This window comes from Acinetobacter sp. BHS4 (assembly GCF_018454425.1).
Classification (GTDB): domain Bacteria; phylum Pseudomonadota; class Gammaproteobacteria; order Pseudomonadales; family Moraxellaceae; genus Acinetobacter; species Acinetobacter pittii.
In genome coordinates this window covers 3,815,769-3,840,656 of record NZ_CP075323.1, presented here as the reverse complement: position 1 = coordinate 3,840,656, position 24,888 = coordinate 3,815,769, and the positions used below count along the sequence as shown (strand labels likewise).

The 24,888-nt window shown below is 38.5% G+C and carries 25 protein-coding genes; 12 read left to right on the top strand and 13 right to left on the bottom strand.

Annotation, left to right across the window (positions count from 1 at the left end; all coding sequences use genetic code 11):
- Positions 1–106: 106 nt before the first annotated feature.
- From KIP84_RS18400 to ubiG, 5 genes are all read right to left on the bottom strand, one after another.
- A complete protein-coding gene (locus tag KIP84_RS18400; RefSeq protein WP_016802670.1) occupies positions 107–436 on the bottom strand; it encodes an RcnB family protein in 330 nt (109 codons plus the stop codon).
- A 212-nt stretch (positions 437–648) separates the two neighbouring features.
- Positions 649–1,062 (bottom strand): RcnB family protein, encoded by a 414-nt coding sequence (locus KIP84_RS18395; RefSeq protein ID WP_009387402.1) that lies wholly within the window; start codon positions 1,060–1,062, stop codon positions 649–651.
- A 215-nt stretch (positions 1,063–1,277) separates the two neighbouring features.
- Positions 1,278–2,024: a YciK family oxidoreductase gene (locus KIP84_RS18390; protein ID WP_213689065.1), complete on the bottom strand. Its 747-nt coding sequence runs from the start codon at positions 2,022–2,024 to the stop codon at positions 1,278–1,280.
- Positions 2,025–2,092: 68 nt separating this feature from the next.
- Positions 2,093–2,794 carry an HAD-IA family hydrolase gene (locus KIP84_RS18385; RefSeq protein WP_213689064.1) on the bottom strand — a complete coding sequence of 234 codons (702 nt, stop codon included), beginning with the start codon at positions 2,792–2,794 and terminating at the stop codon, positions 2,093–2,095.
- Positions 2,791–3,504 (bottom strand): bifunctional 2-polyprenyl-6-hydroxyphenol methylase/3-demethylubiquinol 3-O-methyltransferase UbiG, encoded by a 714-nt coding sequence (ubiG, locus tag KIP84_RS18380; protein WP_005804826.1) that lies wholly within the window; start codon positions 3,502–3,504, stop codon positions 2,791–2,793. Before ubiG ends, KIP84_RS18385 begins: the two co-directional genes overlap by 4 nt.
- Before the next feature lie 180 nt (positions 3,505–3,684).
- Here ubiG and KIP84_RS18375 point away from each other — a divergent pair, with 180 nt between their 5' ends.
- The gene (locus KIP84_RS18375) at positions 3,685–4,302 is read left to right on the top strand and encodes a thiol:disulfide interchange protein DsbA/DsbL (RefSeq protein ID WP_005804825.1); all 618 of its coding nucleotides are present in this window, start codon (positions 3,685–3,687) and stop codon (positions 4,300–4,302) included.
- An 87-nt stretch (positions 4,303–4,389) separates the two neighbouring features.
- Here the strand turns inward: KIP84_RS18375 and KIP84_RS18370 are convergent, their stop codons facing one another.
- Positions 4,390–5,037: a TetR/AcrR family transcriptional regulator gene (locus KIP84_RS18370; RefSeq protein WP_002120773.1), complete on the bottom strand. Its 648-nt coding sequence runs from the start codon at positions 5,035–5,037 to the stop codon at positions 4,390–4,392.
- A 138-nt stretch (positions 5,038–5,175) separates the two neighbouring features.
- The gene (locus tag KIP84_RS18365) at positions 5,176–5,814 is read right to left on the bottom strand and encodes a TetR family transcriptional regulator (protein ID WP_068611912.1); all 639 of its coding nucleotides are present in this window, start codon (positions 5,812–5,814) and stop codon (positions 5,176–5,178) included.
- A gap of 173 nt (positions 5,815–5,987) precedes the next feature.
- Between KIP84_RS18365 and KIP84_RS18360 the strand changes: the two genes are divergently transcribed.
- The 6 genes from KIP84_RS18360 to KIP84_RS18340 all read left to right on the top strand — a co-directional run bounded on the left by KIP84_RS18360 (position 5,988) and on the right by KIP84_RS18340 (position 12,065).
- Positions 5,988–7,013 carry a ferredoxin reductase gene (locus tag KIP84_RS18360; RefSeq protein ID WP_213689063.1) on the top strand — a complete coding sequence of 342 codons (1,026 nt, stop codon included), beginning with the start codon at positions 5,988–5,990 and terminating at the stop codon, positions 7,011–7,013.
- Between the two features lie 30 nt (positions 7,014–7,043).
- Positions 7,044–8,186: an acyl-CoA desaturase gene (locus KIP84_RS18355; RefSeq protein WP_078221350.1), complete on the top strand. Its 1,143-nt coding sequence runs from the start codon at positions 7,044–7,046 to the stop codon at positions 8,184–8,186.
- Between the two features lie 159 nt (positions 8,187–8,345).
- Positions 8,346–9,062 carry a ribonuclease PH gene (rph, locus tag KIP84_RS18350; protein WP_002120794.1) on the top strand — a complete coding sequence of 239 codons (717 nt, stop codon included), beginning with the start codon at positions 8,346–8,348 and terminating at the stop codon, positions 9,060–9,062.
- A 133-nt stretch (positions 9,063–9,195) separates the two neighbouring features.
- Positions 9,196–9,330: a hypothetical protein gene (locus KIP84_RS18945; RefSeq protein ID WP_262442144.1), complete on the top strand. Its 135-nt coding sequence runs from the start codon at positions 9,196–9,198 to the stop codon at positions 9,328–9,330.
- 21 nt (positions 9,331–9,351) lie between these two features.
- The gene (locus tag KIP84_RS18345) at positions 9,352–11,520 is read left to right on the top strand and encodes a phospholipase C, phosphocholine-specific (RefSeq protein ID WP_213689062.1); all 2,169 of its coding nucleotides are present in this window, start codon (positions 9,352–9,354) and stop codon (positions 11,518–11,520) included.
- Between the two features lie 377 nt (positions 11,521–11,897).
- Entirely contained in the window at positions 11,898–12,065 is a 168-nt protein-coding gene (locus KIP84_RS18340; RefSeq protein WP_081309989.1) for a hypothetical protein, read from the top strand.
- Here the strand turns inward: KIP84_RS18340 and nadC are convergent.
- Positions 12,062–12,907 (bottom strand): carboxylating nicotinate-nucleotide diphosphorylase, encoded by an 846-nt coding sequence (gene nadC, locus KIP84_RS18335; RefSeq protein WP_213689061.1) that lies wholly within the window; start codon positions 12,905–12,907, stop codon positions 12,062–12,064. The genes KIP84_RS18340 and nadC overlap by 4 nt on opposite strands.
- Positions 12,908–13,078: 171 nt before the next feature.
- Between nadC and ampD the strand changes: the two genes are divergently transcribed.
- Complete coding sequence (gene ampD, locus KIP84_RS18330) at positions 13,079–13,648, top strand: 1,6-anhydro-N-acetylmuramyl-L-alanine amidase AmpD (RefSeq protein ID WP_213689060.1); 570 nt, start codon at positions 13,079–13,081, stop codon at positions 13,646–13,648.
- Positions 13,649–13,720: 72 nt separating this feature from the next.
- Positions 13,721–15,271, top strand: a complete 1,551-nt coding sequence (gene murJ, locus KIP84_RS18325) for a murein biosynthesis integral membrane protein MurJ (protein WP_213689059.1) — start codon at positions 13,721–13,723, stop codon at positions 15,269–15,271.
- A gap of 48 nt (positions 15,272–15,319) precedes the next feature.
- Here murJ and KIP84_RS18320 read toward each other — a convergent pair whose 3' ends face one another.
- From KIP84_RS18320 to KIP84_RS18300, 5 genes are all read right to left on the bottom strand, one after another.
- A complete protein-coding gene (locus KIP84_RS18320; RefSeq protein WP_057067858.1) occupies positions 15,320–16,015 on the bottom strand; it encodes an FKBP-type peptidyl-prolyl cis-trans isomerase in 696 nt (231 codons plus the stop codon).
- A 49-nt stretch (positions 16,016–16,064) separates the two neighbouring features.
- Entirely contained in the window at positions 16,065–16,790 is a 726-nt protein-coding gene (locus KIP84_RS18315; RefSeq protein WP_068562896.1) for an FKBP-type peptidyl-prolyl cis-trans isomerase, read from the bottom strand.
- 190 nt (positions 16,791–16,980) lie between these two features.
- Positions 16,981–19,164: a polysaccharide biosynthesis tyrosine autokinase gene (locus KIP84_RS18310; protein WP_213689058.1), complete on the bottom strand. Its 2,184-nt coding sequence runs from the start codon at positions 19,162–19,164 to the stop codon at positions 16,981–16,983.
- A gap of 18 nt (positions 19,165–19,182) precedes the next feature.
- Entirely contained in the window at positions 19,183–19,611 is a 429-nt protein-coding gene (locus tag KIP84_RS18305) for a low molecular weight protein-tyrosine-phosphatase (RefSeq protein WP_068562898.1), read from the bottom strand.
- Positions 19,612–19,615: 4 nt separating this feature from the next.
- Entirely contained in the window at positions 19,616–20,716 is a 1,101-nt protein-coding gene (locus tag KIP84_RS18300) for a polysaccharide biosynthesis/export family protein (RefSeq protein WP_213689057.1), read from the bottom strand.
- A gap of 355 nt (positions 20,717–21,071) precedes the next feature.
- Here KIP84_RS18300 and tviB point away from each other — a divergent pair, with 355 nt between their 5' ends.
- From tviB to wecC, 3 genes are read left to right on the top strand one after another with little or no spacing between them, the layout of a single operon-like run.
- On the top strand, positions 21,072–22,346 hold the full coding sequence (gene tviB / locus KIP84_RS18295; protein ID WP_213689056.1) for a Vi polysaccharide biosynthesis UDP-N-acetylglucosamine C-6 dehydrogenase TviB: 1,275 nt from the start codon (positions 21,072–21,074) through the stop codon (positions 22,344–22,346).
- 13 nt (positions 22,347–22,359) lie between these two features.
- Positions 22,360–23,484, top strand: coding sequence for a UDP-N-acetylglucosamine 2-epimerase (non-hydrolyzing) (wecB, locus tag KIP84_RS18290; protein WP_213689055.1), 1,125 nt, complete (start codon positions 22,360–22,362; stop codon positions 23,482–23,484).
- Between the two features lie 38 nt (positions 23,485–23,522).
- Positions 23,523–24,779 (top strand): UDP-N-acetyl-D-mannosamine dehydrogenase, encoded by a 1,257-nt coding sequence (gene wecC / locus KIP84_RS18285; protein ID WP_213689054.1) that lies wholly within the window; start codon positions 23,523–23,525, stop codon positions 24,777–24,779.
- Positions 24,780–24,888 lie beyond the last annotated feature (109 nt).

Sequence of the window (24,888 nt, the reverse complement as noted above, 5' to 3'; positions counted from 1 at the left end):
AACAGCAAAAAGATATAAAGATGATTCTAAACAAAAAAGATTAAAGCCGCATGTTTTAGATAAAAAAACACCCAAATTGAAATTTGGGTGCTTAAAAAGTTTTAAATTAGTAAACCACTCTAATGATTTTATGACTTTGTTCATTCACCAGTACATAATTTCCATTCACTTTATACCATTTTTGGTAACGACCTGGTTTAGTCAATTTTTGATGTTGACGATAGTCGATCACGTAACGTGAATGTCGATACTCATGCGGTATAACCTGGCCTACTCGCCACGCATTGCGATGATCATCTTTTTTAATCACTTTAACTGTTTTTACTTCATGGTTTTGGTAATTGCCATGATGATTATGATCGTTTGGTGCTGCCATGGCTGTTGTTGCAACTAAACCACTAAGAGAAAGAACAATCGCTGTTGTTAATTTTTTCATTGTAAACCTCGAATGATGAGCTGAATTTCAATAATTAAAGATTAGTGAACAATTGCAGATAAATCGTGGAGGCCAAGAAGAATAAATGTGAAAACTCCCTATGAAATAAGAGGAAATTAAGAAAATTCATCATTTAAGAATATAAAAAATAAAAAAGGATAAAACCCAGAGGCTTTATCCTTTTTATTCAGCGATAGCGAGGGTCTATCGCCTTAAAAACCACGAATACTCACAATGCTATTAGAATCTGTGTCGACTAAAATATAGTCATTGTTGATTTTATACCATTGCTGATTACGGCCTGGTTTTGGCAAGTTACTGTCTTTATAGTCGACTTTATAGCCATTACCACGATAGTGCTGTGGCATGACATAGCCAGGCTGCCAGCGATGTTGTTTTAAGCGTTCAAAGCCACGTTCTTCACGCATACGGCGTTCGTCACGGATACGATCTTCATCATGATCACGTCCAAATCCTGGCCCACGATCATTCCACTCACCGCGTGGCCCTCCACCTTTAGGACCTTTCGGACCATGGCCTCGGTCAAAAGGAGGATCAGCAAAGCTCGCCATACTTGTGGTTAGTACGGTTATGCAAAGGGCTAAGATGGTGAACAACTTTTTCATGATGCATCCTCGTTTACATCTGATGTCTCTCATGTTGAATACTCTACGCGCAAAATGCAGAGAAACTGTGAAGATCATTTAATGGTTCAATTAAAATTACGGATAGATCAAGGGTTTTTATCAATAATAAAAAAGGCTTGTATATCTTTTCAGGTATAGGCAAGCCAGATTTGATGATTGGCCGTAATTTAATTTAGCTTTTTCATCTTTAACTTTTAATCCTGCGCATCAATACTTTGACCATTGAGTGCCAAGCTGTCTTCACCCATTAAATAGAGGTAAGCAGGCAAGATTGACTCAGGTGTAGGTAGTGTCTTCGGATCTTCTTGTGGGTAGGCTTTCGCACGCATTGCAGTACGTGTTGCGCCTGGGTTAATGCAATTAAAGCGGATATTTGGATAAGTATTTTCCGCTGCAAAAATTTTACTCACTGCTTCAATTGCAATTTTGGAGACAGAATATGCGCCCCATAAAGCTCGTGCTTCACGGCCTACACCTGAGCTGGTAAATACAACAGAGGCGTTTTCTGACTTTTGCAAAAGTGGTAATAGAGCTTGAGTGAGGGCAAAAGGAGCACGTAAGTTAACTGCCATCACGTCATCCCATACTTCTGTTGGGTAATGTTCTAGCTCTACACGTTCACCTAAAATACCCGCATTATGCAAAATACCGTCTAGACGTCCAAACTGCTTTTCGAGCGTATCGACTAAAAAATCATAATCACGGTCAGAGGCACTTGAAAGTTGTAGCGGTAAAATCGCGGGTTGTGGTGCACCGAGACTCTCAATTTCATCATAAATAACTTCAAGTTTATTTAAGGTTCTACCATGTAGGACAACGGTTGCACCATGTAGGGCATAACTTAGAGCCGCAGCTCGCCCAATTCCATCACCAGCACCGGTAATTAAAATAATTCGATCTTTGAGTAGATCCGGACGAGGTTGGTATTCTGAATATTTCATTGGTAAACCTCCTTCTTTTTATATTGATAAAACAAATAGCCGTTAAAAAAGTCTATAAAACTCTGATGTTAACTTATCATACGCTGATTTTCCTGTAGAGCAGGAAGCTTTTGACGTAACATATCGTGTAATTCTGTCACTGTATTTACAATCGAATCAGCCTGCCATGCAGCGAGATCATCACGGTGCTCAATAGGCAAATAACCGTACGCAGCTAAAATAGTGTACATATCGGCATTGCGACCAGCATCAATATCACGAGGGTGGTCACCCACATAAATAATTTCATCTGCTGGGATATTTAACTGTTTAGCAGCCAAATACATTGGTTCAGGATCTGGTTTGGTTTTACTGACATCTTCAGGGCATACCAGAACCGCACAGCGTTCTGTTAGATTTAACTTTTCTAAAAGAGATTCACTTAATCCGCGTGGTTTGTTGGTCACAATACCCCAGGGGATTTGTGCAGCTTCTAACTCTTCTAAGAGTGGATACATGCCTTCAAACAGATCTGTATCAACCACAATGTTATTGCCGTACAGATCTAAAAAGTTTTGACGATGTGCCAAGAAAATTGGATTGGCCACATCCAGCTCTGGATAGACCAATTTCACCATCGCACGTGCACCTTCAGACACCTGAGTGCGAATAAGATCGGCTTCTACAACAGGGCGTCTTGCATCACGGCACATTTGCTGAATAATACGAATGAAATCCGCAGCTGTATCGATAAGCGTACCGTCTAAATCAAATAAAACAGCTTTCATCATGCACCTGTATTAATCGTATGAACCATATAGTTAACGTCAACATTTGGCGCTAACCAGTAATGCTTGGTCAGTGGGTTGTAATGTAGTCCAGTCATTTCTTTTAACGTAAGACCTGCATTACGAATATCATGTGCCATTTCAGATGGTCGAATAAATTTATGATAATCATGCGTACCTTTTGGCAACATGCGTAGTACGTACTCTGCACCGATAATGGCAAATAAATAAGATTTTGGGTTACGGTTAATGGTCGAGAAGAACACATGGCCGCCCGGTTTAACCAGAGCCTGACAAGCTTTTACAATAGATGCCGGATCTGGAACGTGTTCCATCATTTCCATACAAGTCACCACGTCATATTGACCAGCCTGTTCTTGTGCTAATTCCTCTACAGGAATTTGACGATATTCAATATTTTGAACATTTTCTTGCTGAGCATGTAAACGGCCAACAGCTAGAGGTGCTTCACCCATATCGATGCCTAATACATCTGCACCACGACGTGCCATGCTTTCGGCCAAGATACCGCCCCCACAGCCAACATCAAGTACTTTTTTACCAGCGAGACCGCCTGCACGTTCATCAATCCAGTTAAGACGTAGTGGATTGATCTGGTGAAGTGGGCGAAATTCAGAATGTTGATCCCACCATTTGGCAGCAAGTGCTTCAAACTTTGCGATTTCTTGTAAATCAACATTCAATTGCGACATGGTGCTACCTCTAAACTTGAGTTATCTTTTTGGATGTAGTTCGCCGTTAGTGTAGCGATTATTGGGAAAAAAGCGATAAACCCAATAAAAAACTTCACAGAAGCAAAACGAATTTAGCATATTTGTTTTATATTTAGGGCATAAGCTAATGCATAACAACTTAGAGGAAAAGCTGTAGCAATGAAAAAATTGGTTTTGGGTGGTTTGAGTGCAGCAATTATGGCCGTATCGGGTGGTGCAATGGCAGCAGATTTTGTTGCTGGTAAAGACTACACCGTGATTGCCAATCCAGGCAAAGTGGAAGTTCCGGGGAAAATCGAGGTTCGAGAGTTCTTTTGGTATGGATGCCCACACTGTTTTAAACTTGAACCGCATATGCAAACGTGGTTAAAACAGATTCCTAAAGATGTACGTTTTGTACGTACACCAGCTGCAATGAATAAAATGTGGGAACAAGGGGCGCGTACGTATTATACATCTGAGGCATTAGGTGTACGTAAACGCACGCATTTACCACTATTCCATGCGATTCAGGTGAACGGTCAACAAATTTTTGATCAGGCTTCTGCTGCGAAATTCTTTACTCGTTATGGCGTACCTGAGCAGAAATTTAATAGTACTTACAACTCGTTTGCAGTAACTGCGAAAGTTGCCGAGTCAAATAAACTTGCTCAACAGTACCAATTAACAGGCGTACCTGCAGTTGTCGTGAATGGTAAATATGTTGTGCAGGGTGAAGATGGTAAAGTCACTCAAGTTCTTAATTATTTAATTGAGAAAGAACGTAAAGCAAAATAAGTTGTTTAGGCTTTACTTCAAAAATGGGCTTCATATGAAGCCCATTTTTATACTTAATTTATCGTTAATTATCACGAAATATTTCAATTAATTTTGCTGATTTTCATCTTCAATCTGAAAATTTAAAACATCGAAATTAGCTGTTTGAGTCGGCAGTGATAATGCCTGATTAATATATAAATTAATTAATTTTTGGCGAGAACCAATCGAACGCTGGTAATAAGTAGAATTTAAAAGCAGTGATGCACCATAAGTCAGTGACCAGATATAAGACAAATAGTCACGAATCGACATATCATAATTCAATGATTTTAAATAATTTTCTGTAATATCTTTAATTGCCAAAATACGCTGTTGGCGAATTTCATAAAGCTCTTCGAAAAGATGCTTCAACTTAGACTCTGTCATCGTCAGATTTTCTTCAAGTTGATGCAATAGAATCGTTTTCCCTGGTGCAAGCAAATGGTGAAGCATGTAATGAGGAGCATACTCTTTGAAATCTGTATTATATTTTTTAGAAATTTCTAAAATTTGCTTTTCATTTTGAATAATGAGCTCAAGTAGAAGCTCATTTTTACTTCTAAAATGCTTATAAAGGGTGCCTTTAGCAATATCTAGCTCGGCCACTAACTCATCTAGAGTAATTTCCTGATTGTTTTCTAATAACAACTTTTCTGCCACGCTCAGAATTTTTTCTTTACGCATCAAAAACTGTGTATGACGATCAAGATTCATAGGTATTCCCACACCAGTTTGGCCTAACTAATAGTTTACTTCCTGTAAAAAAGAAAAAGACTTTTCTCGAAATTTTTAGCCTTTTTCTTTCTCTCTTTACGTATTACCACATAACCTGTTTTTTGTCATTTGCCGCTTCTATCGTTCCCAGTTTGCAATCCCTCTAAACAGTAAACGAACTTGTGTAGAGGCATTTTCAATAAAGGCAGTTTGTTGCAGCTTGAGCTGTTCATCTTGATATTGTTTCGATAGGTTGAGCCACGTCATTGCCCATGTAAATGACATATTAGTCAAAATGGTAGATAAGACATTTAAGTCTTGAGGATTTTGAATATGTTTAAAATTTTCGAGTTTAGTAAGATCAGTTGTGAGATCTTCAATCAAAAATTCGATTTCTCGGGCAATGGCTGCACGAACTGTTTCTGAGCCACCCCAACGTTCAGCAATCATAAATTGCCATTGCTTAGGGCTATGATTTACTGCCTGCACAAATAGCTCAATACTGGTCTGGGTTTTAGCAGATTTATGTTGTAAATAACTTTGTCCAAGTTGATGTAAGACGCTTTTTAAATGTAAGGCAACTTGATCGACCAATTCCTTGCCGAGCTCATCCATGTCCTGAAAATGGCGGTAGAACGCTGTCGGTACTAAACCTACTTCACGTGCAACTTCACGCAAACTGATACTACTGAACGAACGCCCAGACGTGCTTAGATGCAAGGCTGCATCGAGAAGTGCCTGACGACTTTGCTGTTTTCGTTCATCCCGTATCGACATTAAAAGAACCTATTTAAACCGTGAGCCAAAGTCTAACAAAAAAGAGCAAACTTTCATAAAAAAAATAGTGAACAAGTGTTGACTGAGTGAACAGTTATAAATATAGTGTACATATGTTCACTATACGAACATGTGTTCACTCAAATAAATAGCCAGATACAAAAGAGGAACGTATGAACGCAACACTTAGTTATCAGCCACATTGGGTTCGAGAAGATTTCGTTGATTTTGTCTTGCAGAAAATTAACGTGACTTGGGCGTGGAAAAGGGTACTTGCAGAAGTTACTGCAGTTCAGCCACTGCATACCGATATGGTGTTCATTAGACTTAAACCAAATCGTAATTTTAATTTCGATCAAGTTCGAGCGGGTCAAAGTATCCTGCTGACTTTACTTATCGATGGCGTTTACCAACAACGTAGTTACTCGATTATTGAAGTGACAACGCAAGGTGAAATTGCTTTAGGTATTAAAGTACAAGGTTTGGTGTCTCGTGCAGCTCAACTATTACATGTGGGCGAGTGTGTTGAGATTTCACAGCCACAAGGTGATTTTATTTTGCACCAAGGTCAGCATCCTGCGATTTTGATTGCGTCAGGAAGCGGTATAACTGCAATTTATTCACTCTTGCAGCAAGCTTTAAAACAGCAACTTGAACAAATTCATGTCATTTATTTTAATCGTGCGGAAATTTTTCATGCCGAATTAAAAGCTTTGGCAGAACAGCACCCACAGCTTCAATATCATTTTTTTAATACCACCGAGCAAAAGCAGCATTTAACTGAAAGTTTACTGCAAAAGCTGGTTCCAGATTTCGAGCAGACAGCAACTTATGTTTGTGGTCATCACGGTATGATGCAGCAGGCGAATGAAATTTATGCGCAAAAAGGTGCTCAGTCGCAGCTTCATCAAGAGTATTTTCAGCCACTTCAAGTGACTGGTACACATGCAGCACAGCCTGTTATTTTCCGCCGTGCTCAACACGAGTTTTTAGCTGAAACAAATTTACTGAGCAGTGCAGAGCAAGCCGGTTTACGTCCACAACATGGGTGCCGTATGGGGGTCTGCAATAAATGCAGCTGTACCAAAGTGAGCGGAGTTACTCAAAACCTGTTAACTGGTGAAATTGAAGATCAACCGAACCGTCCAATTAAACTATGCGTGAGCCAGGCATTAAGCCCAGTCACGATTGATCTATAAAAAGAATTAAAGAGGATTAACCCTATGAATATGGCATTAGAATTTTCTACTGTTTCTAAATCTGCTCATTTAACACCTGAACAGACTGAAGAGTTTGGTCGCCGTGTTGAGCAGATTCGTCAAGACGTTATGCAAAGTCTTGGTGAGCAAGATGCAAAATATATCTACAAAGTACGTAATTTTGTTCGCTATACAGAAATCGCATCACGTGGCATGTTGATGTTTGGTGGTTGGATTCCGCCTGTTTGGCTACTAGGCACAGGCTTATTAGGTATTTCTAAAATTGTAGAAAACATGGAACTTGGTCATAACGTCATGCACGGGCAGTTTGACTGGTTAAATGAACCAAGCCTGAACGGTAATACTTACGATTGGGATACTATTGCATCGGGTGATGACTGGCGTGAAACACATAACTATGTGCACCACACCTATACCAATATTGTCGGTAAAGACCATGATGTCGGTTATGGCATTTTGCGAGTAAGTGATCAACAGAAGTGGGAACCTCGCCACCTGTTTAATATTCCACTCGGTCTACAATTAATGTTTTTCTTTGAATGGTATGTAGGCGTGCAAAACTTACATCTTGAAGATGCTTTAGTTTATAAAACCAAGAGTTGGAAACAGGTTTGGAAAGATTCGGCTAAAGTACGTAAAAAAGCCACACGCCAAGTTTTAAAAGACTATGTGTTTTTCCCTGTCATCTCTGGTCCTATGTTTTTACCAGTTTTTGCAGGAAATGTAGTTGCGAATATTATTCGGAATTTGTGGTCATCTGCGGTGATCTTTAATGGTCACTTTACTGAAGATGCAGAAACGTTTGAACCAGATAATACTGATACCGAAACTAAGGCAGAGTGGTATTTACGCCAGATTCGTGGTTCAAGTAATTTTAGTGGTACAGAATGGCTGCATTTTATGAGTGGTAACTTAAGCCATCAAATTGAACACCATTTATTTCCAGATATGCCAGCTAACCGCTATAAAGAAGTAGCCCCGAAAATTAAAGCACTTTGCGCAGAATATGGCATTAACTACAACGAGGCGAACTTTATGCGCCAGTTCTGGAGTGTATGGGTACGTTTAGCGAAATGTTCACTGCCAAACCATACCACTGGAAAAGTGATGCAGACATTGGAAAAGTTAAAAGCAAAATTCAAGTTTGCATAATCTAAATTATTTCAAAATAGCTCCTTTTTAGGGGCTATTTTTATTTTTGAATTATAAAAATTGCAGACTTACATTTGAAAGTAGGGAATAAACTCAACCTGTCAAAATCCTTTGCTATACTATGCCCAAGTTTGTATTTAAGAGAAGTTAGGAAGGATTATGCGTATTGACCAACGTGCATTAGACCAATTACGTGAAGTGAAAATTACACGAAACTACACCCGTTATGCTGAAGGTTCTGTGCTGGTCGAATTTGGTCACACCAAAGTCCTTTGTACTGCAAGCATTGATAACTCAGTGCCACGCTTTTTAAAAGGCCAAGGCCAAGGCTGGGTAACAGCAGAATATGGCATGTTACCGCGTTCAACACACTCACGTTGTGACCGTGAAGCGGCTCGTGGCAAACAAACTGGTCGTACTCAAGAAATCCAACGTTTGATTGGCCGTAGCTTACGTGCGATGGTTGATTTGAAAAAGCTTGGTGAAAACACGATTACCATCGACTGTGACGTGATTCAGGCTGATGGTGGTACGCGTACTGCTTCAATCACTGGTGCTGCTGTAGCATTAGTTGATGCGATGAATGTTTTATTGTCTCAAAAGAAAATTAAGCATGATCCGCTTAAAGGGTTGGTTGCTGCAATTTCTGTAGGCATGTATCAAGACGAAGTGTTGCTTGACCTTTGCTATGAAGAAGACTCGAACTGTCAAACTGACTTAAATGTAGTAATGACACAAGCTGGCGAGTTTATTGAAATTCAAGGTACTGCCGAAGACAAACCGTTTACCCGCGCTCAAAGTAATGCCATGTTAGAAATGGCTGAAAAAGGGATTGCCGAGCTCATTAAAAAGCAACAAGAAGCTTTAGGCTGGTAATTTTACACTTTCTAAAAAACGCATCTTTGGATGCGTTTTTTTATGCCTTCATCAAATCGACATAAAAACATCACTTGCCTGTCACTTTTACGCTTTATTAGTAGTTCGCATTTAAACCGTTTGGAAAAAACCAATGCGAAAACTTTCACTTTTATTCATTACATCTTTAGCGCTTATGCTCAGTGCTTGTAACGATGATAACGACTCAGATAATTCATCGCCAACAACACCGCCCACCAGTAATTGCAAAATGCACTGTGCACCATAATAAGAACTCAGGATAGAACTAATGAATCGTCGCGAATTTCTTTTAAACTCTACAAAAACAATGTTTGGGACAGCTGCTCTAGCGAGTTTCCCGCTGAGTATTCAAAAAGCGTTAGCAATTGACGCCAAAGTTGAAAGTGGAACAATTCAAGATGTTAAACACATCGTCATTTTGACTCAGGAAAACCGTTCTTTCGATAATTATTTCGGAACATTAAAAGGTGTACGTGGTTTTGGTGACCGTTTTACCATTCCTATGACAGAAGGCCGAAAGGTTTGGGAACAATATGATGCGAATAAAAAGAAAGTATTGCCATACCACTTAGATAGTCGTTTAGGCAATGCTCAGCGTGTTACTGGTACAAATCATTCATGGTCAGATGGTCAAGGAGCTTGGGACAATGGTCGAATGAGTGATTGGGTAGAACACAAACAACCCCAGTCAATGGGTTACTACAAAAAACAGGAAGTGGAATATCAGTTTGCCTTAGCGAATGCTTTTACGATTTGTGATGCCTACCATTGTGCTATGCATGCGGGAACTAACCCGAATCGTAAATTTATCTGGACGGGAACCAATGGCCCTACAGGTGCAGGTGTGGCTAGTGTAGTAAATGAATTTGATGGGATTGGGCCATCAACAAAAGGTTATGAATGGACGACTTATCCTGAGCGCTTACAGCAGGCTGGGGTGACATGGAAAGTTTATCAAAACATGCCAGATAACTTTACCGATAACCCTTTAGCTGGTTTCAAGCAATATCGCCGTGCAAACGAGCAATCTGGTCAGCCTGTCAGTAACGATGCGCTAACGTGCCCAGCATATGATGAAAAGATTGATGCGACTCAACCACTTTACAAAGGTATTGCCAATACCATGCCGGACGGGGGGTTTTTAGGAACTTTTAAAGCTGATATCGCACAAGGTAAATTACCGCAGGTGAGTTGGTTAGTTGCTCCTGCAACTTACAGTGAACATCCAGGGCCATCTAGTCCTGTACAAGGTGCTTGGTATATTCAGGAAGTATTAAATGCATTAACTGAAAATCCTGAGCTGTGGAGCCAAACTGTTTTATTGGTAAACTTCGATGAAAATGACGGTTTCTTTGACCATATTCCCTCACCAAGTGCACCGTCTAAAGATATTAAAGGTGTCGTATATGGAAAAACGACTTTAAGTGATCAGCAACTAGCTTATGAATATTTTGATCATCCTGCAGTAGCGGCTTCAAAATCTCAACCTACGCCAGATGGTCGAGTGTATGGACCAGGCGTACGCGTTCCAATGTATGTGATTTCACCGTGGAGCCGTGGAGGATGGGTAAACTCTCAAGTCTTTGACCATACCTCTATTTTACAGTTCTTAGAAAAGCGCTTTGGTGTGCAAGAGCCTAACATTAGTCCATACCGCCGTGCTGTATGTGGTGATTTAACCACAGCTTTTGACTTTAAAACACCGAATCTTCTACCTGTCGCTGAACTAGACGGGAAAAAAACAAAAGCTGAAGCCGATGCAATTCGTATTGCTCAAGAATTATTGCCGCAAGTTTCTGTTCCAAGCCAACAGCAATTTCCTCAGCAGGAAATGGGGATTAGACCATCACGGGCTTTGCCATATATTTTGCACACCAGTGCCAAAGTTGATGCGACTAAAAAAACGGTAAAGCTCATGTTCTCTAATACGGGTAAACAGGCAGCCGTTTTCCATGTTTATAACCGATTAGATCTAATAGCAACTCCACGCCGTTATATGGTTGAGGCGGGTAAACAGCTCGATGATGTATGGAATGCTACAAATGGACAGTACGATTTATGGGTACTTGGACCAAATGGTTTCCACCGTGCGTTTAAAGGTAATTTGAGTCAAGCTAACCAGACTCAAGCATTACCGGAAATTAGAGTATGTGTAGAAGAATGTGATGCGAATTTGTATTTAAAAGTTCGCCACGATGGTAATAAATCAGTCAAGCTCAACGTCAAAGCAAATGCTTATCTTCCTAACAAGACATGGACGATTGAAACGAATAGTTCTGAAAAAGAACTAGTTTGGGATATGTCTGAATTTGGTGGCTGGTATGACTTTACTGTGACTTTAGCTGATGACGCTACGTTTAGTCGTCGTTTTGCAGGTCGTATTGAAACTCAAGAAGATTCAATTTCTGATCCATATATGGGTTATTTAGAGTCTTAAGTTATATAGCCTGAATTGGGATTGTTATTTAAAGTCGATTTAGATGACTTTGATAAAAAAGCACAGCCTCATATCCCATGAAATTCAAATAGAGGTTGTATAGGCTTCCTCACTTTTGAAAGGTCAAAAGTGACAAAAACCTCTGTTTCTCTGATGTTACTTCCATGTAACACAGAGAAACGGTGACATCCATGTCACCTGTCACGATAGTAAATAAGAGGAATAAGGTGTTTATATAAAATACTATGTGGGAAGATGCTGTCGTATAGATGAATAATAAAAATAAAGGCTTACCTTTTGTAACAGAATCTCCTAAGCCTCGTCATATTTATCTTTTATCTTGAAACCCTGATTTTAAAAGTAATGGGGGAAAATTTATGCTACAAGGTTTTATTGTATTATTAGCAGTCGTTACATTTGTTTTAATGGCTGCCGACCCACGTGATGGTGGGGCACAAGCGACTCAGTCAGCATGGCAGAAAACACAAGCGGCAGACATGACCAAGTCGCAAAAAAATACCAATAATGACACAGATTTTATCTAAGCATTAAAACGCATAGATAAATCAACAGCTCTAACGTCTTTAGTTAGGACGCCCATAGAAATATAGTCAACGCCAGTTGTGGCAACTTCACGCAAGTTTTCAATAGTGATATTGCCAGAGGCTTCGAGTTTACAGCGACCTGCTACATGTTTAACTGCATCAATCATTTGCTGTTGGCTAAAATTGTCGAGCATGACAATGTCCGCACCAGCTTCAAGCGCTTGGTTTAGTTCATCCCAAGTTTCAACTTCTACTTCAACAGGTTTGCCCGGCGCGATTTGATGTGCTTTTGCAATTGCTTGGGCAATACCGCCCGCCGCCATAATATGGTTTTCTTTAATTAAGAACGCATCAAATAAACCAAGACGATGGTTTTGTCCGCCGCCAATAGCAACCGCATATTTTTGAGCAATACGTAAGCCTGGTAGGGTTTTACGTGTATCGAGAAGTTTTGTACTTAAACCTTCAAGATGCTGAACATATTCAGCAGTTTTGGTTGCAACAGCCGATAAAGTTTGAATAAAGTTTAAAGCAGGGCGCTCTACAGTAAGTAAGCTACGTGCAGAACCTGCGAGCTTTAAAAATGCTTCGTTTGCAGTAACACGCTCACCTTCTTGTTTTAACCAAATCACCTGTACAGTGTTGTCATAAGCTGAGATGAGCGCATTTACCCACGGTTGTCCAGCTAAAACCATATCTTCGCGGCTAATAATGGTTGCAGTGGCCTGTTCATCTTCAGGTGTGAGCATGGCGGTAATGTCACCGTCCCCAATATCTTCTTGTAATGCTTGTTGAATATTGATTTGAATTGATTGTTCAAGCAAAGACTGAGGTATGCTCATACGGTTTCCATTTTGTCGATGACCCTAAAACTTGCGATATATTAGCATCGTCGACCTGAAAAATAAGCTGTTTTATGAGATTAATCGCGATAAACAATCGCATTTACTACTTTGAAAAGTACATAACTGTTTTAAACTAAAACAATTGGCAAGCAATTTATTGGCGTCTCAATGAAGCAAATCACACCGTATGAAGTTATAGATGGACAATTAAAAGGGGCGAGACAAATCCCTTCTCCAAATTTTAACCAGCGTCCGACTGGCACCGAAATTCAAATGATTGTGGTTCATAATATTAGTTTGCCACCGTCTCAATTTGGAGGTGGCTATATTGAGCAGTTTTTTCAAAACAAGTTAGATTGGTCAGTTCATCCTTATTTTCAGACTATTGAGGGCATGCAGGTTTCTACACATCTGTTAATTTTACGTACAGGTGAAGTCCTACAGTTCGTTAACTTTAACGAGAGAGCATGGCATGCAGGGCGTTCAAGTTATTTAGCCAAAGTTGAATGCAATGATTATTCAATTGGTATTGAGCTTGAAGGAAGTAATGATTTACCTTTTGAAGATGTACAATATGAAGTATTAACTGACGTTGTTACCGCTATTCGCCAAGCTTATCCTGAAATTAAAAACCATATTGCTGGGCATTCAGATGTTGCTCCTGGCCGAAAAACCGATCCAGGCCCTTATTTTAAGTGGCAGCACTTTAGACAATTGTTAGCTCAGAAAAAAACTTGAGTTTGTTCATCATTTCACAACGAAAAGATTTTCTAGTTTCATTACAATAGCGTCTTTCGAATATAGCTGTAGGTGAGTGCGATGGCATTGTGGCGATCGACTTTTATTGTCAGTGCAATGACGATGTTGTCACGAGTGTTAGGGCTCGTGCGTGACGTCGTATTGCTCAACGTGTTTGGTGCAGGTAAAGATTTCGATACCTTCGTCGTCGCTTTTCGTATTCCCAACTTCTTTCGACGATTGTTTGCCGAAGGCGCCTTTTCTCAGGCCTTTATTCCAGTATTAACTGAATATAAAACAGGTCGAGCACACGCTGAAGTACAGATTTTAATTAGTCGAGTATTTGGTTGCTTGCTAACAGTCATGACCTTACTGACTTTTGTGGCTATGGTTTTAGCACCTGCAATTATCTATATGTACGCTCCGGGCTTCCACAGCGATCCGGAAAAGTTCGATTTAGCTGTCAGCATGTTCCGTTTGACCATTCCCTATTTAATGTTTATGTCGCTCACGGCTTTTGCCAGCAGCATCTTAAATAGTTATGGCTCGTTTGCTTCGCCTGCTTTTTCACCAGTTTTATTAAATGTGGCAATGATTGCAGGAGCGTGGTGGCTTACGCCGTATATGGCTGAGCCAATCAAAGCTTTGGGCTGGTCAGTTGTTGCAGCTGGGGTATTACAGTTAGCGATACAAATTCCTGAATTGTGGCGTAAGAATCTGCTAATTCCCCCTAAGGTTGATTTTAAACACGAGGGTGTAGAGCGTATTTTAAAACTAATGCTCCCTGCATTATTTGGCGTATCTGTGACTCAGATTAACCTGCTGTTAAATACGATTTGGGCATCCTTTATGCAAGATGGTTCTGTATCTTGGCTCTATAGTGCCGAACGTATGACTGAGTTACCTCTAGGTTTAATCGGTGTTGCAATTGGCACAGTAATTTTACCTTCGCTTTCTGCCCGTCATGCAGAGCAGGATCAAGCAAAGTTCCGCAGTATGATCGATTGGGCTGCAAAAGTCATTGTATTGGTAGGATTGCCGGCAAGTATTGCTTTATTTATGCTTTCAACACCGATTATTCAAGCATTATTCCAGCGCGGTGAGTTTGATTTACGTGATACACAAATGACAGCTCTAGCATTGCAATGTATGAGTGCAGGTGTAATTTCTTTCATGCTCATTAAAGTATTTGCACCAGGTTTCTATGCTCAGCAAGATACGAAAACACCAGTGCGTGTAGGTTTAATGTCAGTTGCAGCTAATGCGATTTTAAACGTTGTATTTATTGGCTTCTTTAAGCTTATTGATTGGCATGCAGAACATATGGCACTTGCATTAGCATCTTCAGGTTCAGCATTAGTAAATGCCGGTTTACTCTACTTCTATTTGCATAAGCGTAATATTTTCCGATTTGGTTCACATTGGAAGAAATTGGGACTTCAATATGGTTTAGCAAACCTTGTTATGATTGCAGCACTTTGGTTTGGGCTCAATTGGTATAACGGAGAGCTTTCACAGTGGTTACGTGTTGCCGAAGTCGTAGGGCTATGTGTAGTTGGGATAATTGCTTACCTGATCGGTTTAATCCTTACGGGTTTTCGACCTAAAGATTTAAAACACTAAAAATAAAAAAAGCGATCTTAAATGATCGCTTTTTTTATATTAATACATTTATTTTGGCAAAACTTGTAGCAATTCAATATCGAAAATTAAAGTGCTATTCGGACCAATCGTGTCACCTGCACCGACTTCACCGTAAGCGAGATTTGCAGGGATAAAGAAACGGGTTTTACCGCCTTCTTTCATGGTTTGCAGACCTTCAGTCCATCCTGCAATCACTTGGCTGAGCTGAAACTCAACTGGATGATTACGTGCGATTGAGCTGTCAAACACAGTTCCGTCGAGTAAACGGCCTTCATAATTTACTTTAACACGTGATACAGCTTTCGGTTTTTTACCTGTACCTTCTTTTAATACTTGGTATTGGAGACCTGATTTAGTCGTGATTACGCCCAATTTTTTTGCATTATCAGCAAGAAATGCAGCACCTGCTTGAGCATTTTGTTGTCCTACTTTTTGAAATTCAACAAGCTGCTTAGCTTCTAAAGTTTTTTTATAATCATTAATCGCTTTCGCCATTTCTTCGTCAGTTAAGCGTGCGGTTTTGTTCTGAGCACCTTCTTGTAAACCCTGATAAAAAATATCAAGATTTAGATCTGTTAGAGCATCAGTATTATTACGGCCCATTAAATAGCCATAGCTATAGCTAAATTGTTCTTTTGCTGGGCTTTTATTTGTAATAGGTGCAGCAGCAAAAACAGATAAACTCATCGTGGATGTTGCAATAATTAAACCAATTTTTTTCATGCCGTTTTCCAAAAAAAAGGAGAGTACTGTTTTACTCTCCTGAATGTTTTTATTTCACTGAAATGAGTTCTACATCAAAAATCAGTGTACTGTTTGCTGGAATGCCAGGAAGTTCCTGAGGACCATAAGCAAGATTAGATGGAATAAAGAACGTCGCTTTGCCGCCTTCTTTCATGAGCTGAAGCCCTTCAGTCCAACCTGGAATAACCTGATTGAGTGGAAACTCAACTGGCTCACCGCGCTTATAAGAACTATCGAAAACTTGACCGTTAATTAAACGACCTTCGTAATGTACTTTCACCATAGATTGCGCAGTTGGTTGTTTACCTGTGCCTTCTTTAGTGATGATATATTGCAAGCCAGATGCTGTAGTTTTTACACTAGCTTTTGTTTTATTTTCTGCAAGGAATTGAACATCTGCAGATTCAGACGCTGCACCAGCGGCTTGCTGTGGTTTATCTTGTTGTTGCATTTTTTGCTGCAATTCTTTTTCATAAGCAGCAACAGCAGCTTTTAACTCTTCTTGAGTATAAGCACTTGGTTGCTTATTACGAGCATCATGAATCCCTTTCACAAATGATTTTGTGTCTAGTTCAGGTGGAGTTTGCTGAGCAACTTCGTACCCAAGAACATAACTGATTTTTTCAATTGGAGAGGCATTTTTATTTGCTTTGCTTCCGACTTCTGTGGTCGGATGTTGGCTTGCATAATAAACTGGTACAAGTGCAGCACCGCCTAAAACTACAGCGACAGCAATGGGTAAGGCTTTACTCATAAAAGGTTCCAAAAATAATCATTTGAGTCTAAAAAGGCTGCTTTTGATCTTAGCATGCTTAAGCATAGAATGTTTAAGAAAAAAAACGAGTGGTTTTTTATATATTTTAGTTAGTTTTAGTTGGAATAAACTTAAAAAATCTTAAATAAAAAACCGGATCATTTGATCCGGTTCTCTTATCACTTTTTGGTTAATCTTCTTTTTGTGCTTTATATGCGTAAGCGTAGTTATAGCCATAACCGTAGCCCGCACTAGCACGTTGAATGTCATTGAGAATAAAGCCATTGACTTTAACACCTGCTTGTTCAAAGCGATTAAGTGTTAATTCAAGTTCTTTCATTTGCGACTTAGCATAACGCGCAACAATTAAGTTCACACCAGTATATTGTGAAATAATAATACCATCGGTTACTGCAAGTACTGGTGGAGTATCGATAATGATATGATCATATTGACTTTGTAGCTGTTCAAGTAACTCTTTAAATTGATTAGAACTTAAGATCTCAGAAGGATTTGTTGGGCTTTTACCACGAGTAATCACATCAAGGTTAGCAACTTGGGTTTTGTGTAATACTTTTTGTAGATCAGCTTGTCCACTTAATAATTCAGAAAGACCTGGTTTCACATCAACGTCGAAGTATTTATGCATATAACCACGGCGCATATCGGCATCAATGAGTAGTACGCGTTTATCACCTTGAGCGAAAATAGTGGCAAGATTCGTTGAAATAAACGATTTACCCACTTCTGGAGAAGGGCCAGCAATCATAATGATATTGTTTTTCGCACTCGCTAAAGCAAAGTGAATTGCGGTACGGATACTACGTAAGCTTTCAATTGCAATATCATCACTATTTTTAACCGCAAGAATAGGAATACTCTTCTTCTTCTTTAAAATCTTGATACGACTTTCTTGAATTGGAGAGCGAGGAACAGTTGCATAGACTGGTAAATCCAACTCATTTTCAATTTGACCAGAATCTTTAATACCCGTACGTAACATATTACGTAATAAGGCAATTAATGTTCCTATAAAACCGCCTAAGAATAAAGATAAAATAAGGACTTGTAACTTTTTAGGTTTAATTGGCTCAACTGGCTCAACAGCAGTATCTACAATACGAACATTCCCAATTTCACCGGCTTTGGCAATACGGAGCTGTTGGTAAGAGTTGAGCAGGGCTGTGTAGAGCTGAGTTTTTACTTCTACTTCACGATACAGCTGTAAGTATTGGCGTTGTACATCTGGTAGTTGCTTCAAAGTACTGTTTAGTTCACCAATTTGTTTATTAATAGCAGTAATTTGGCCATTAATTTCACGCATTGCAGGATGCTCAGCCGTATATTTTGCCGCCATTTCTGCCTGCTTTTGTTCAAGCTCAGCTTTCTTCGTTTCTAAAGTGATACTTTGTGTTAAATATAGTTCTGACTCTTTAGTAACATCAACAGTATTGTATTGCTGGCGGAATTTGTTGAATTGACGTTCAGCATCATCTAATTGTTTTTTCAAATCTGGAAGCTGTTCATCCAAGAATTTTAAAGTCTGAGCAGATTCAGCCGAACGACGTTCAACATTTTGGGCACCATATGTTACTAAGATCGCATTTAAGACTTGAGTAATATGTTCTTTGTCATGTCCTTGATAATTTAAACCAAGAATACCTGTTAATTTACCGCGTTCGGCTACTGAATAATTTGAACTTATATTATCTACAGCTGCTGGAATAGAGAGTTTCTTAATATTATATTTTGAATCTAATTGATCTTTAGTAAAGATCGCGACCTTCCATACGCCATAAGCTCCTGTGATTTGATTATTCTGATTGATTGGAGCTGTGAGTACAATTTCATCCGTCTCAGGATCTATTAATTTAAAAGATTTTTGATCAAAGCTTAGTACAAGTTGTTTATCTAAATAATATGCAGGTACTTCAAATCTTCGTATATCAAAATTTTTGGTGCCATCTTTAAATAATACTGAGTTTTTAGTGTATTCAGTTTTATATTCAGTATCACTTAATAAACGGTGAGTAAGTGTGTTTTCAGTGCTAGAAACATGAATATCTAGATGTAATTCTTTAATAACCGAGCCTAAAACTAGACGGGATTTTAGAATTTCAATTTCAGCTTGCGCTGGTGACTTTTGCTCAATCATTTGTGATAAATCACCTAAAAGCGCAGCAGAAGCACCTTTGCTATCTTCAACTTGAACCAAAGCATCAACCGAGTAGGTATCTGGCGTTACCCGTAAATAAAGTAGTGCGCATACAAGGCTTAAAATAATGCAGAGTGCGATTAGTTTCCACTGTGCAATCAGTGAAAAAAATAATTCCTTTAAATCAATGGTATCTTCGGTATTAGTATTTTGGTTCATAAGCTTAAAATCTTGGCGTTAAATATAAGGTTTCCAGTCAGCAATGCACTGTTGAATAAGTTGACAGGTTTCATCAAAAACAGCTTGATCATGTCGATATGGGTCGGGCACATTTCGATTCTGCCAATGGCCCAAGCGGTAGGTTTTACCTTTTGCAAAGGGCCAAGTCTGTTCAATATGTTTTTGCTGGTTTTGACTCATGACCAAAATAAGGTCAGCTTTTTTAATATGTTCAGCACTTAACTTTCTAGCAATATGCGGTTGCATATCAATACCTAATCGTTGCATACAAAGTCGAGCTTTTTCATCAGCTTGATGACCGATAAGCCCTGAAATACCGGCAGACTCAATATTTAACTGAGGGTATTGCTGTTTTAAAAAATACTCTGCCATAGGGCTACGGCAGATATTTCCAATACAGACGACTAAAATATTTTTGAACTGCATAAAATTATTGTCCCAATCGATCTATGTTATATAAAGCGCTTGAGAATGGAATAATTTGATTAACAACACGTTGCCAACGAGTCAAGCCAGTTGCATCAACATAGACAATATCGTTACTACGTAATTTAAACTGATTGGCTAATCCAAAATCACCGATACTCATTAAATTTAAATGGTAAAGCTCAGTTGTACGGTCATTTGGATTGGTACGTAAAACATAAATACGACTAGCACTAGCAGATAAAGGATTTAGACCTAAACTTTCACCCAGAGCATCGCTTAAAGTCATACCCTGATCACGCATTGGTAATGCTTGGTTTTTACCAGACTCACCCATGACATAAATTTTCTGGTTTTCTCGTGTGCTGACATAAATTGTGTCATTTGGTTGTACTAAAAGTTTATGTAATGAATAACCTGCTTTTTCTAACTCAATTGTATTTAAGTTATAAGTAATACCATTACGAATGAGTTGAACGTAGGTATTGTCACCTTTATCCGTTACTCCTCCCGCAAGACCTAAAGCTGTATATACACTGACAGGTTGATCGCTTAAATAAAACTGTCCACCTTTAATTACGCTACCTTGAACAGAAAAGCGTTGTCCTTCATAAGATAGTACACGTACGATTACATCTGGATTTTTTAAGAAACGGGCTAATTGATTGTGCAGCTCACGGTTCACTTGAGAAAGAGTTTTACCAGCTGCTTTATAGCGTCCAACTAGAGGAAATTGGATGTAACCAGTTTGGTCGATTGGATAACCACTTGCTTGTACAGATTGTTCATTATTAACGTTATTTACAGGTGGTGTAATTTCAGGGTAGGCCCAAAGTTGAATCGAAAGAACGTCTCCAGGACTTAAACGATATATTGGCTGTTGGTTCTTGAAAAGAGTTGCATAGTCACGTTGATAATCAATCTGTGCGGGTTGTATTGCGGGTAGCGTTTCTTGTGAAATTTTAACCACATTAACCGTAGTTCCAAGGTCGGTTTTATAAACGCCTTCACTTGGAATATCATAAGTTTGTAAACCGGAGGTAACTGCACAACTCGCAGCACTTAAACTTAAGGCAAGAACAGAAAAAAACTGGCAATACTTCACACGCGACCCTTTGTGTATTTATCTTTAATTGATATTGTCCACTGCATAGTAACAAGTGTCTATTAAACGCAGGCTGAACAGATTCTAGCTGAAAAGAAATTAAAAAACACCGAAAAATCGTATAGCTTTGTATGTTTAGTTTATCTGAGCTGCCTATTTGGGACATAGTCACTTATCAGAAATATTAAAAACGTATGATTTTAGCTAAACTAATAAATTCTACTTCTAAGTGTAGTAAACACATTTATACAATTGGTATGCGGTGCGCACTTAAAATCTGATATAGTACGCTGCATTGTAAGTGCCAAAAGCATGATTTATTAGATATAAACTCTAAGGAAAAAGGCTCGTTTATATGCAAATTGCCAATTTAAAAATAGCAATTATTGGGTTGGGCTATGTAGGCTTGCCATTGGCAGTTGAGTTTGGGAAAAAAGTACCCGTAGTTGGTTTTGATATTTATCAAAAACGTATTGATGAGCTCAAAAATGGTAAAGATCATACCTTAGAAGTGTCACCACAAGAATTAAAACAGGCGGCGCAATTAAGTTATACAGCCGACTTGAAAGATTTAAAAGATTGTAACTTTTTTATTGTTACCGTTCCAACTCCGATTGATGACTTTAAGCAGCCTGATTTAACTCCTTTAATTAAAGCATCGACCAATATTGGCCAAGTGCTTAAAAAAGGTGATGTAGTAGTATATGAATCTACTGTATACCCAGGTGCAACCGAAGAAGTATGTATTCCAGTTTTGGAAAAAGTTTCAGGTTTAAAATTTAATCAGGACTTTTTTGCAGGTTATAGTCCAGAACGAATTAATCCTGGTGATAAGTTGCACCGTGTAACTAATATTTTAAAAATTACTTCAGGGTCGACTCCTGAAGTGGCTGATTATGTTGATGAGGTCTATAACCTGATTATTGAAGCAGGAACTCACAAGGCACCAAATATAAAAGTAGCAGAAGCTGCTAAAGTGATTGAAAACACACAACGTGATGTCAATATTGCTCTTATTAATGAATTAGCCCTTATTTTTAATAAGTTAGGTATAGATACGGAAGATGTATTGAAAGCAGCTGGTACAAAATGGAATTTTTTACCATTTCGACCAGGTTTAGTTGGCGGGCACTGTATTGGTGTGGATCCGTATTATTTAACGCATAAAGCTCAATCTATTGGATTGCACCCAGAAATTATTTTAGCAGCTCGTCGCTTAAATGACCGTATGGGGGAGTATGTGGCGACTCAACTCATTAAAGAAATGGTAAAGCGTCGAATTCAAGTTGTTGGTGCCCGCATATTAGTATTGGGTCTCAGTTTTAAAGAAAATTGTCCAGATATTCGTAATACCAAAATTATCGATTTTATTAAAGCCCTTAAAGAATACGATTTAGATTTAGATATTTATGACCCATGGGTGGATGATACAGAAGTCCAACACGAATATGGTTTAGCACCAGTTAAAGAATTGAAGCAAGGTGTGTATGATGCGGTCGTTATTGCTGTCGCTCATGATCAGTTTAAAGCAATGACTGCGCAAGAGTTTCACGCATTAGGTAAAGCCAATCATGTACTTTATGATTTGAAATATGTATTAGATCAACAAGAATCATCTATACGGTTATAAGGAATTAGTTCAGGTGAAAAGAGTTTTATTGGTATTTGGAACAAGACCAGAAGCAATAAAAATGGCGCCATTAGCCTTAAAATTACAGCAAAATATTGAAGACTTCGAAACCAAAGTTTGTGTAACTGGCCAACATCGCCAAATGCTGGATCAAGTTTTAGAGCTCTTTAATTTAAAACCAGATTTTGATTTAAATTTAATGAAGCCTGGGCAAACTTTATCTGATGTTACTTCAGGGGTGCTCAAAGGTTTGGAGCAAGTTTTTGAAGAGTGGTTGCCAGACGTAATTCTTGTTCATGGAGATACGGCAACGACTTTTGCGGCTTCCTTAGCGGGATATTATCATAAAGTTAAAATTGGACACGTTGAAGCAGGCCTTCGAACTGGGGATCTTTATTCACCATGGCCTGAAGAGGCAAATCGTAAGCTTACCGGGGTTTTAGCAAACTATCATTTTGCCCCTACAAAATCTTCTTATAAGAATTTAATAAAAGAGAATGTGAATCCAGAAACAATTATTGTGACTGGGAACACGGTTATTGATGCGCTGTTGCAAGTGAAAGATAAGGTTGAGCAGGATCAAAATTTAATTCATAAGTTCGATCAAGAATTTAAATTTCTTGATAAGAATAAGAAATTAGTTTTAGTTACAGGTCATAGACGCGAAAATTTTGGTCAAGGTTTTTTAAATATTTGCAATGCATTAGCGAATCTTGCAAAAAAATATAGTGATATCCAAATTGTATATCCTGTTCATTTGAATCCTAATGTGCAAAGACCTGTAAATGAGTTGCTATCAGGTATAGATAATATCTTTTTAATTCAACCACAAGACTATCTACCATTTGTATATTTAATGAACCGTAGTTATCTCATCTTAACTGACTCAGGGGGAATTCAAGAAGAGGCTCCTTCTCTTGGAAAACCTGTCTTGGTTATGCGTGATACTACTGAACGACCAGAAGCTGTTGATGCAGGGACTGTGCGTTTAGTTGGTACTGATGTGAGTACAATTGAAAAATCAGTATCGGAGTTATTAGAAAATACCTCAGTATATAATGCTATGGCTGCTGCACATAATCCTTACGGCGATGGCACTTCTTGTCTGCAAATTATTGATTTCTTAAGAAGAAGTTAATTTTTTTATTATTTTATTTTAATTTAAAGTATTTGAATATGAATAAGTCATTTAAACATATCTGTGTTATAGGTTTAGGTTATATTGGTTTACCAACAGCAGCAACTTTTGCAGCACATGGAATAAAAGTTACTGGTGTGGATGTTAATCAACATGCCGTAGATATGATTAACCAAGGAAAAGTGCACATTGTTGAACCTGATTTAGATGCGTTAGTGCGCGATGTTGTTGCACAAGGTAAGTTGTCGGCTCAAACTACTCCATTAGAAGCTGATGCATATATAGTTGCAGTTCCTACTCCTTTTAAAGATGACTATCAACCTGATCTAAAATATATTGAAGCAGCTTCCAAAGCCTTAGCTCCTTTTTTAAAAAAAGGTAATCTCGTTATTCTTGAGTCTACCTCACCTGTAGAAGCAACTGAACAAATGTCAGCTTGGTTGAGTGAAGCTCGCCCTGACTTAAGTTTTCCTCAAAAAAAAGGTGAAGAGGCAGATATTTTAGTAGCGCACTGCCCAGAACGAGTATTACCAGGTAAGGTTTTGCAAGAACTGATTAGCAATGACCGTATTATCGGCGGTATGACGCCGCGCTGTTCAAAAGCAGCTTGTGAGCTATACAAAACCTTTGTGAAAGGTGAGTGTATAGAAACAAATGCGCGTACTGCAGAAATGTGTAAATTAACAGAAAACTCTTTCCGAGATGTTAATATTGCCTTTGCAAATGAGCTTTCTATTATTTGTGATAAGTTAGATATTAATGTTTGGGAGTTAATCTCTCTCGCAAATCGTCATCCTCGAGTAAATATTTTACAACCAGGCCCTGGTGTAGGTGGACACTGTATTGCTGTTGATCCATGGTTTATTGTGGCTAAAACACCAGAGCAGGCGCGATTGATTCGTACCGCACGTGAAGTAAATGATGCTAAACCTGAATGGGTCATTGATCAAGTTAAAATTAAAATTGCTGAATTTTTACAATCAAATCCAACCAAAACTATTCAAGATGTAACGATTGCTTGCTATGGTTTGGCTTTTAAACCTGATATTGATGATCTTCGTGAGAGCCCAGCATTAGAGATCACTAAGAAATTGGCAGAGCAAGGTTTAAATATTCTTGCAGTAGAACCGAATATTCAAGAGCTTCCTGCGAAGTTACCTCAAAATATTAAATTGATTTCTGTTGAAGAAAGTAACCAAGCAGATATTCATTTGCTTATGGTTGATCATAAGGAGTTTAAAAAAGATTTTTTAATTATGTCTAAATATGTAGTGGATACAAAAGGCATTATTTGATTAGAATTTTAAAGACAACTCTAAATGTTTTTATTTAATTAATCATGTATTTTAAATAATACCATTTACGATATCTTTAAAATTCGTAAATGGTTGTTTTTTTAATTGC

Coding starts and splice junctions, on each gene's coding strand:
- KIP84_RS18355 (WP_078221350.1), top strand. CDS start 7,044: ATGGCATTAGAATTTTCTACTGTTTCTAAATCTGCTCATTTAACACCT.
- KIP84_RS18395 (WP_009387402.1), bottom strand. CDS start 1,062: ATGAAAAAGTTGTTCACCATCTTAGCCCTTTGCATAACCGTACTAACC.
- KIP84_RS18320 (WP_057067858.1), bottom strand. CDS start 16,015: ATGAAAAAAATTGGTTTAATTATTGCAACATCCACGATGAGTTTATCT.
- rph (WP_002120794.1), top strand. CDS start 8,346: ATGCGTATTGACCAACGTGCATTAGACCAATTACGTGAAGTGAAAATT.
- tviB (WP_213689056.1), top strand. CDS start 21,072: ATGCAAATTGCCAATTTAAAAATAGCAATTATTGGGTTGGGCTATGTA.
- KIP84_RS18945 (WP_262442144.1), top strand. CDS start 9,196: ATGCGAAAACTTTCACTTTTATTCATTACATCTTTAGCGCTTATGCTC.
- wecC (WP_213689054.1), top strand. CDS start 23,523: ATGAATAAGTCATTTAAACATATCTGTGTTATAGGTTTAGGTTATATT.
- KIP84_RS18310 (WP_213689058.1), bottom strand. CDS start 19,164: ATGAACCAAAATACTAATACCGAAGATACCATTGATTTAAAGGAATTA.
- KIP84_RS18345 (WP_213689062.1), top strand. CDS start 9,352: ATGAATCGTCGCGAATTTCTTTTAAACTCTACAAAAACAATGTTTGGG.
- nadC (WP_213689061.1), bottom strand. CDS start 12,907: ATGAGCATACCTCAGTCTTTGCTTGAACAATCAATTCAAATCAATATT.
- KIP84_RS18305 (WP_068562898.1), bottom strand. CDS start 19,611: ATGCAGTTCAAAAATATTTTAGTCGTCTGTATTGGAAATATCTGCCGT.
- ampD (WP_213689060.1), top strand. CDS start 13,079: ATGAAGCAAATCACACCGTATGAAGTTATAGATGGACAATTAAAAGGG.
- KIP84_RS18385 (WP_213689064.1), bottom strand. CDS start 2,794: ATGATGAAAGCTGTTTTATTTGATTTAGACGGTACGCTTATCGATACA.
- KIP84_RS18390 (WP_213689065.1), bottom strand. CDS start 2,024: ATGAAATATTCAGAATACCAACCTCGTCCGGATCTACTCAAAGATCGA.
- ubiG (WP_005804826.1), bottom strand. CDS start 3,504: ATGTCGCAATTGAATGTTGATTTACAAGAAATCGCAAAGTTTGAAGCA.
- KIP84_RS18365 (WP_068611912.1), bottom strand. CDS start 5,814: ATGTCGATACGGGATGAACGAAAACAGCAAAGTCGTCAGGCACTTCTC.
- KIP84_RS18375 (WP_005804825.1), top strand. CDS start 3,685: ATGAAAAAATTGGTTTTGGGTGGTTTGAGTGCAGCAATTATGGCCGTA.
- KIP84_RS18400 (WP_016802670.1), bottom strand. CDS start 436: ATGAAAAAATTAACAACAGCGATTGTTCTTTCTCTTAGTGGTTTAGTT.
- KIP84_RS18315 (WP_068562896.1), bottom strand. CDS start 16,790: ATGAGTAAAGCCTTACCCATTGCTGTCGCTGTAGTTTTAGGCGGTGCT.
- KIP84_RS18360 (WP_213689063.1), top strand. CDS start 5,988: ATGAACGCAACACTTAGTTATCAGCCACATTGGGTTCGAGAAGATTTC.
- KIP84_RS18340 (WP_081309989.1), top strand. CDS start 11,898: ATGCTACAAGGTTTTATTGTATTATTAGCAGTCGTTACATTTGTTTTA.
- KIP84_RS18370 (WP_002120773.1), bottom strand. CDS start 5,037: ATGAATCTTGATCGTCATACACAGTTTTTGATGCGTAAAGAAAAAATT.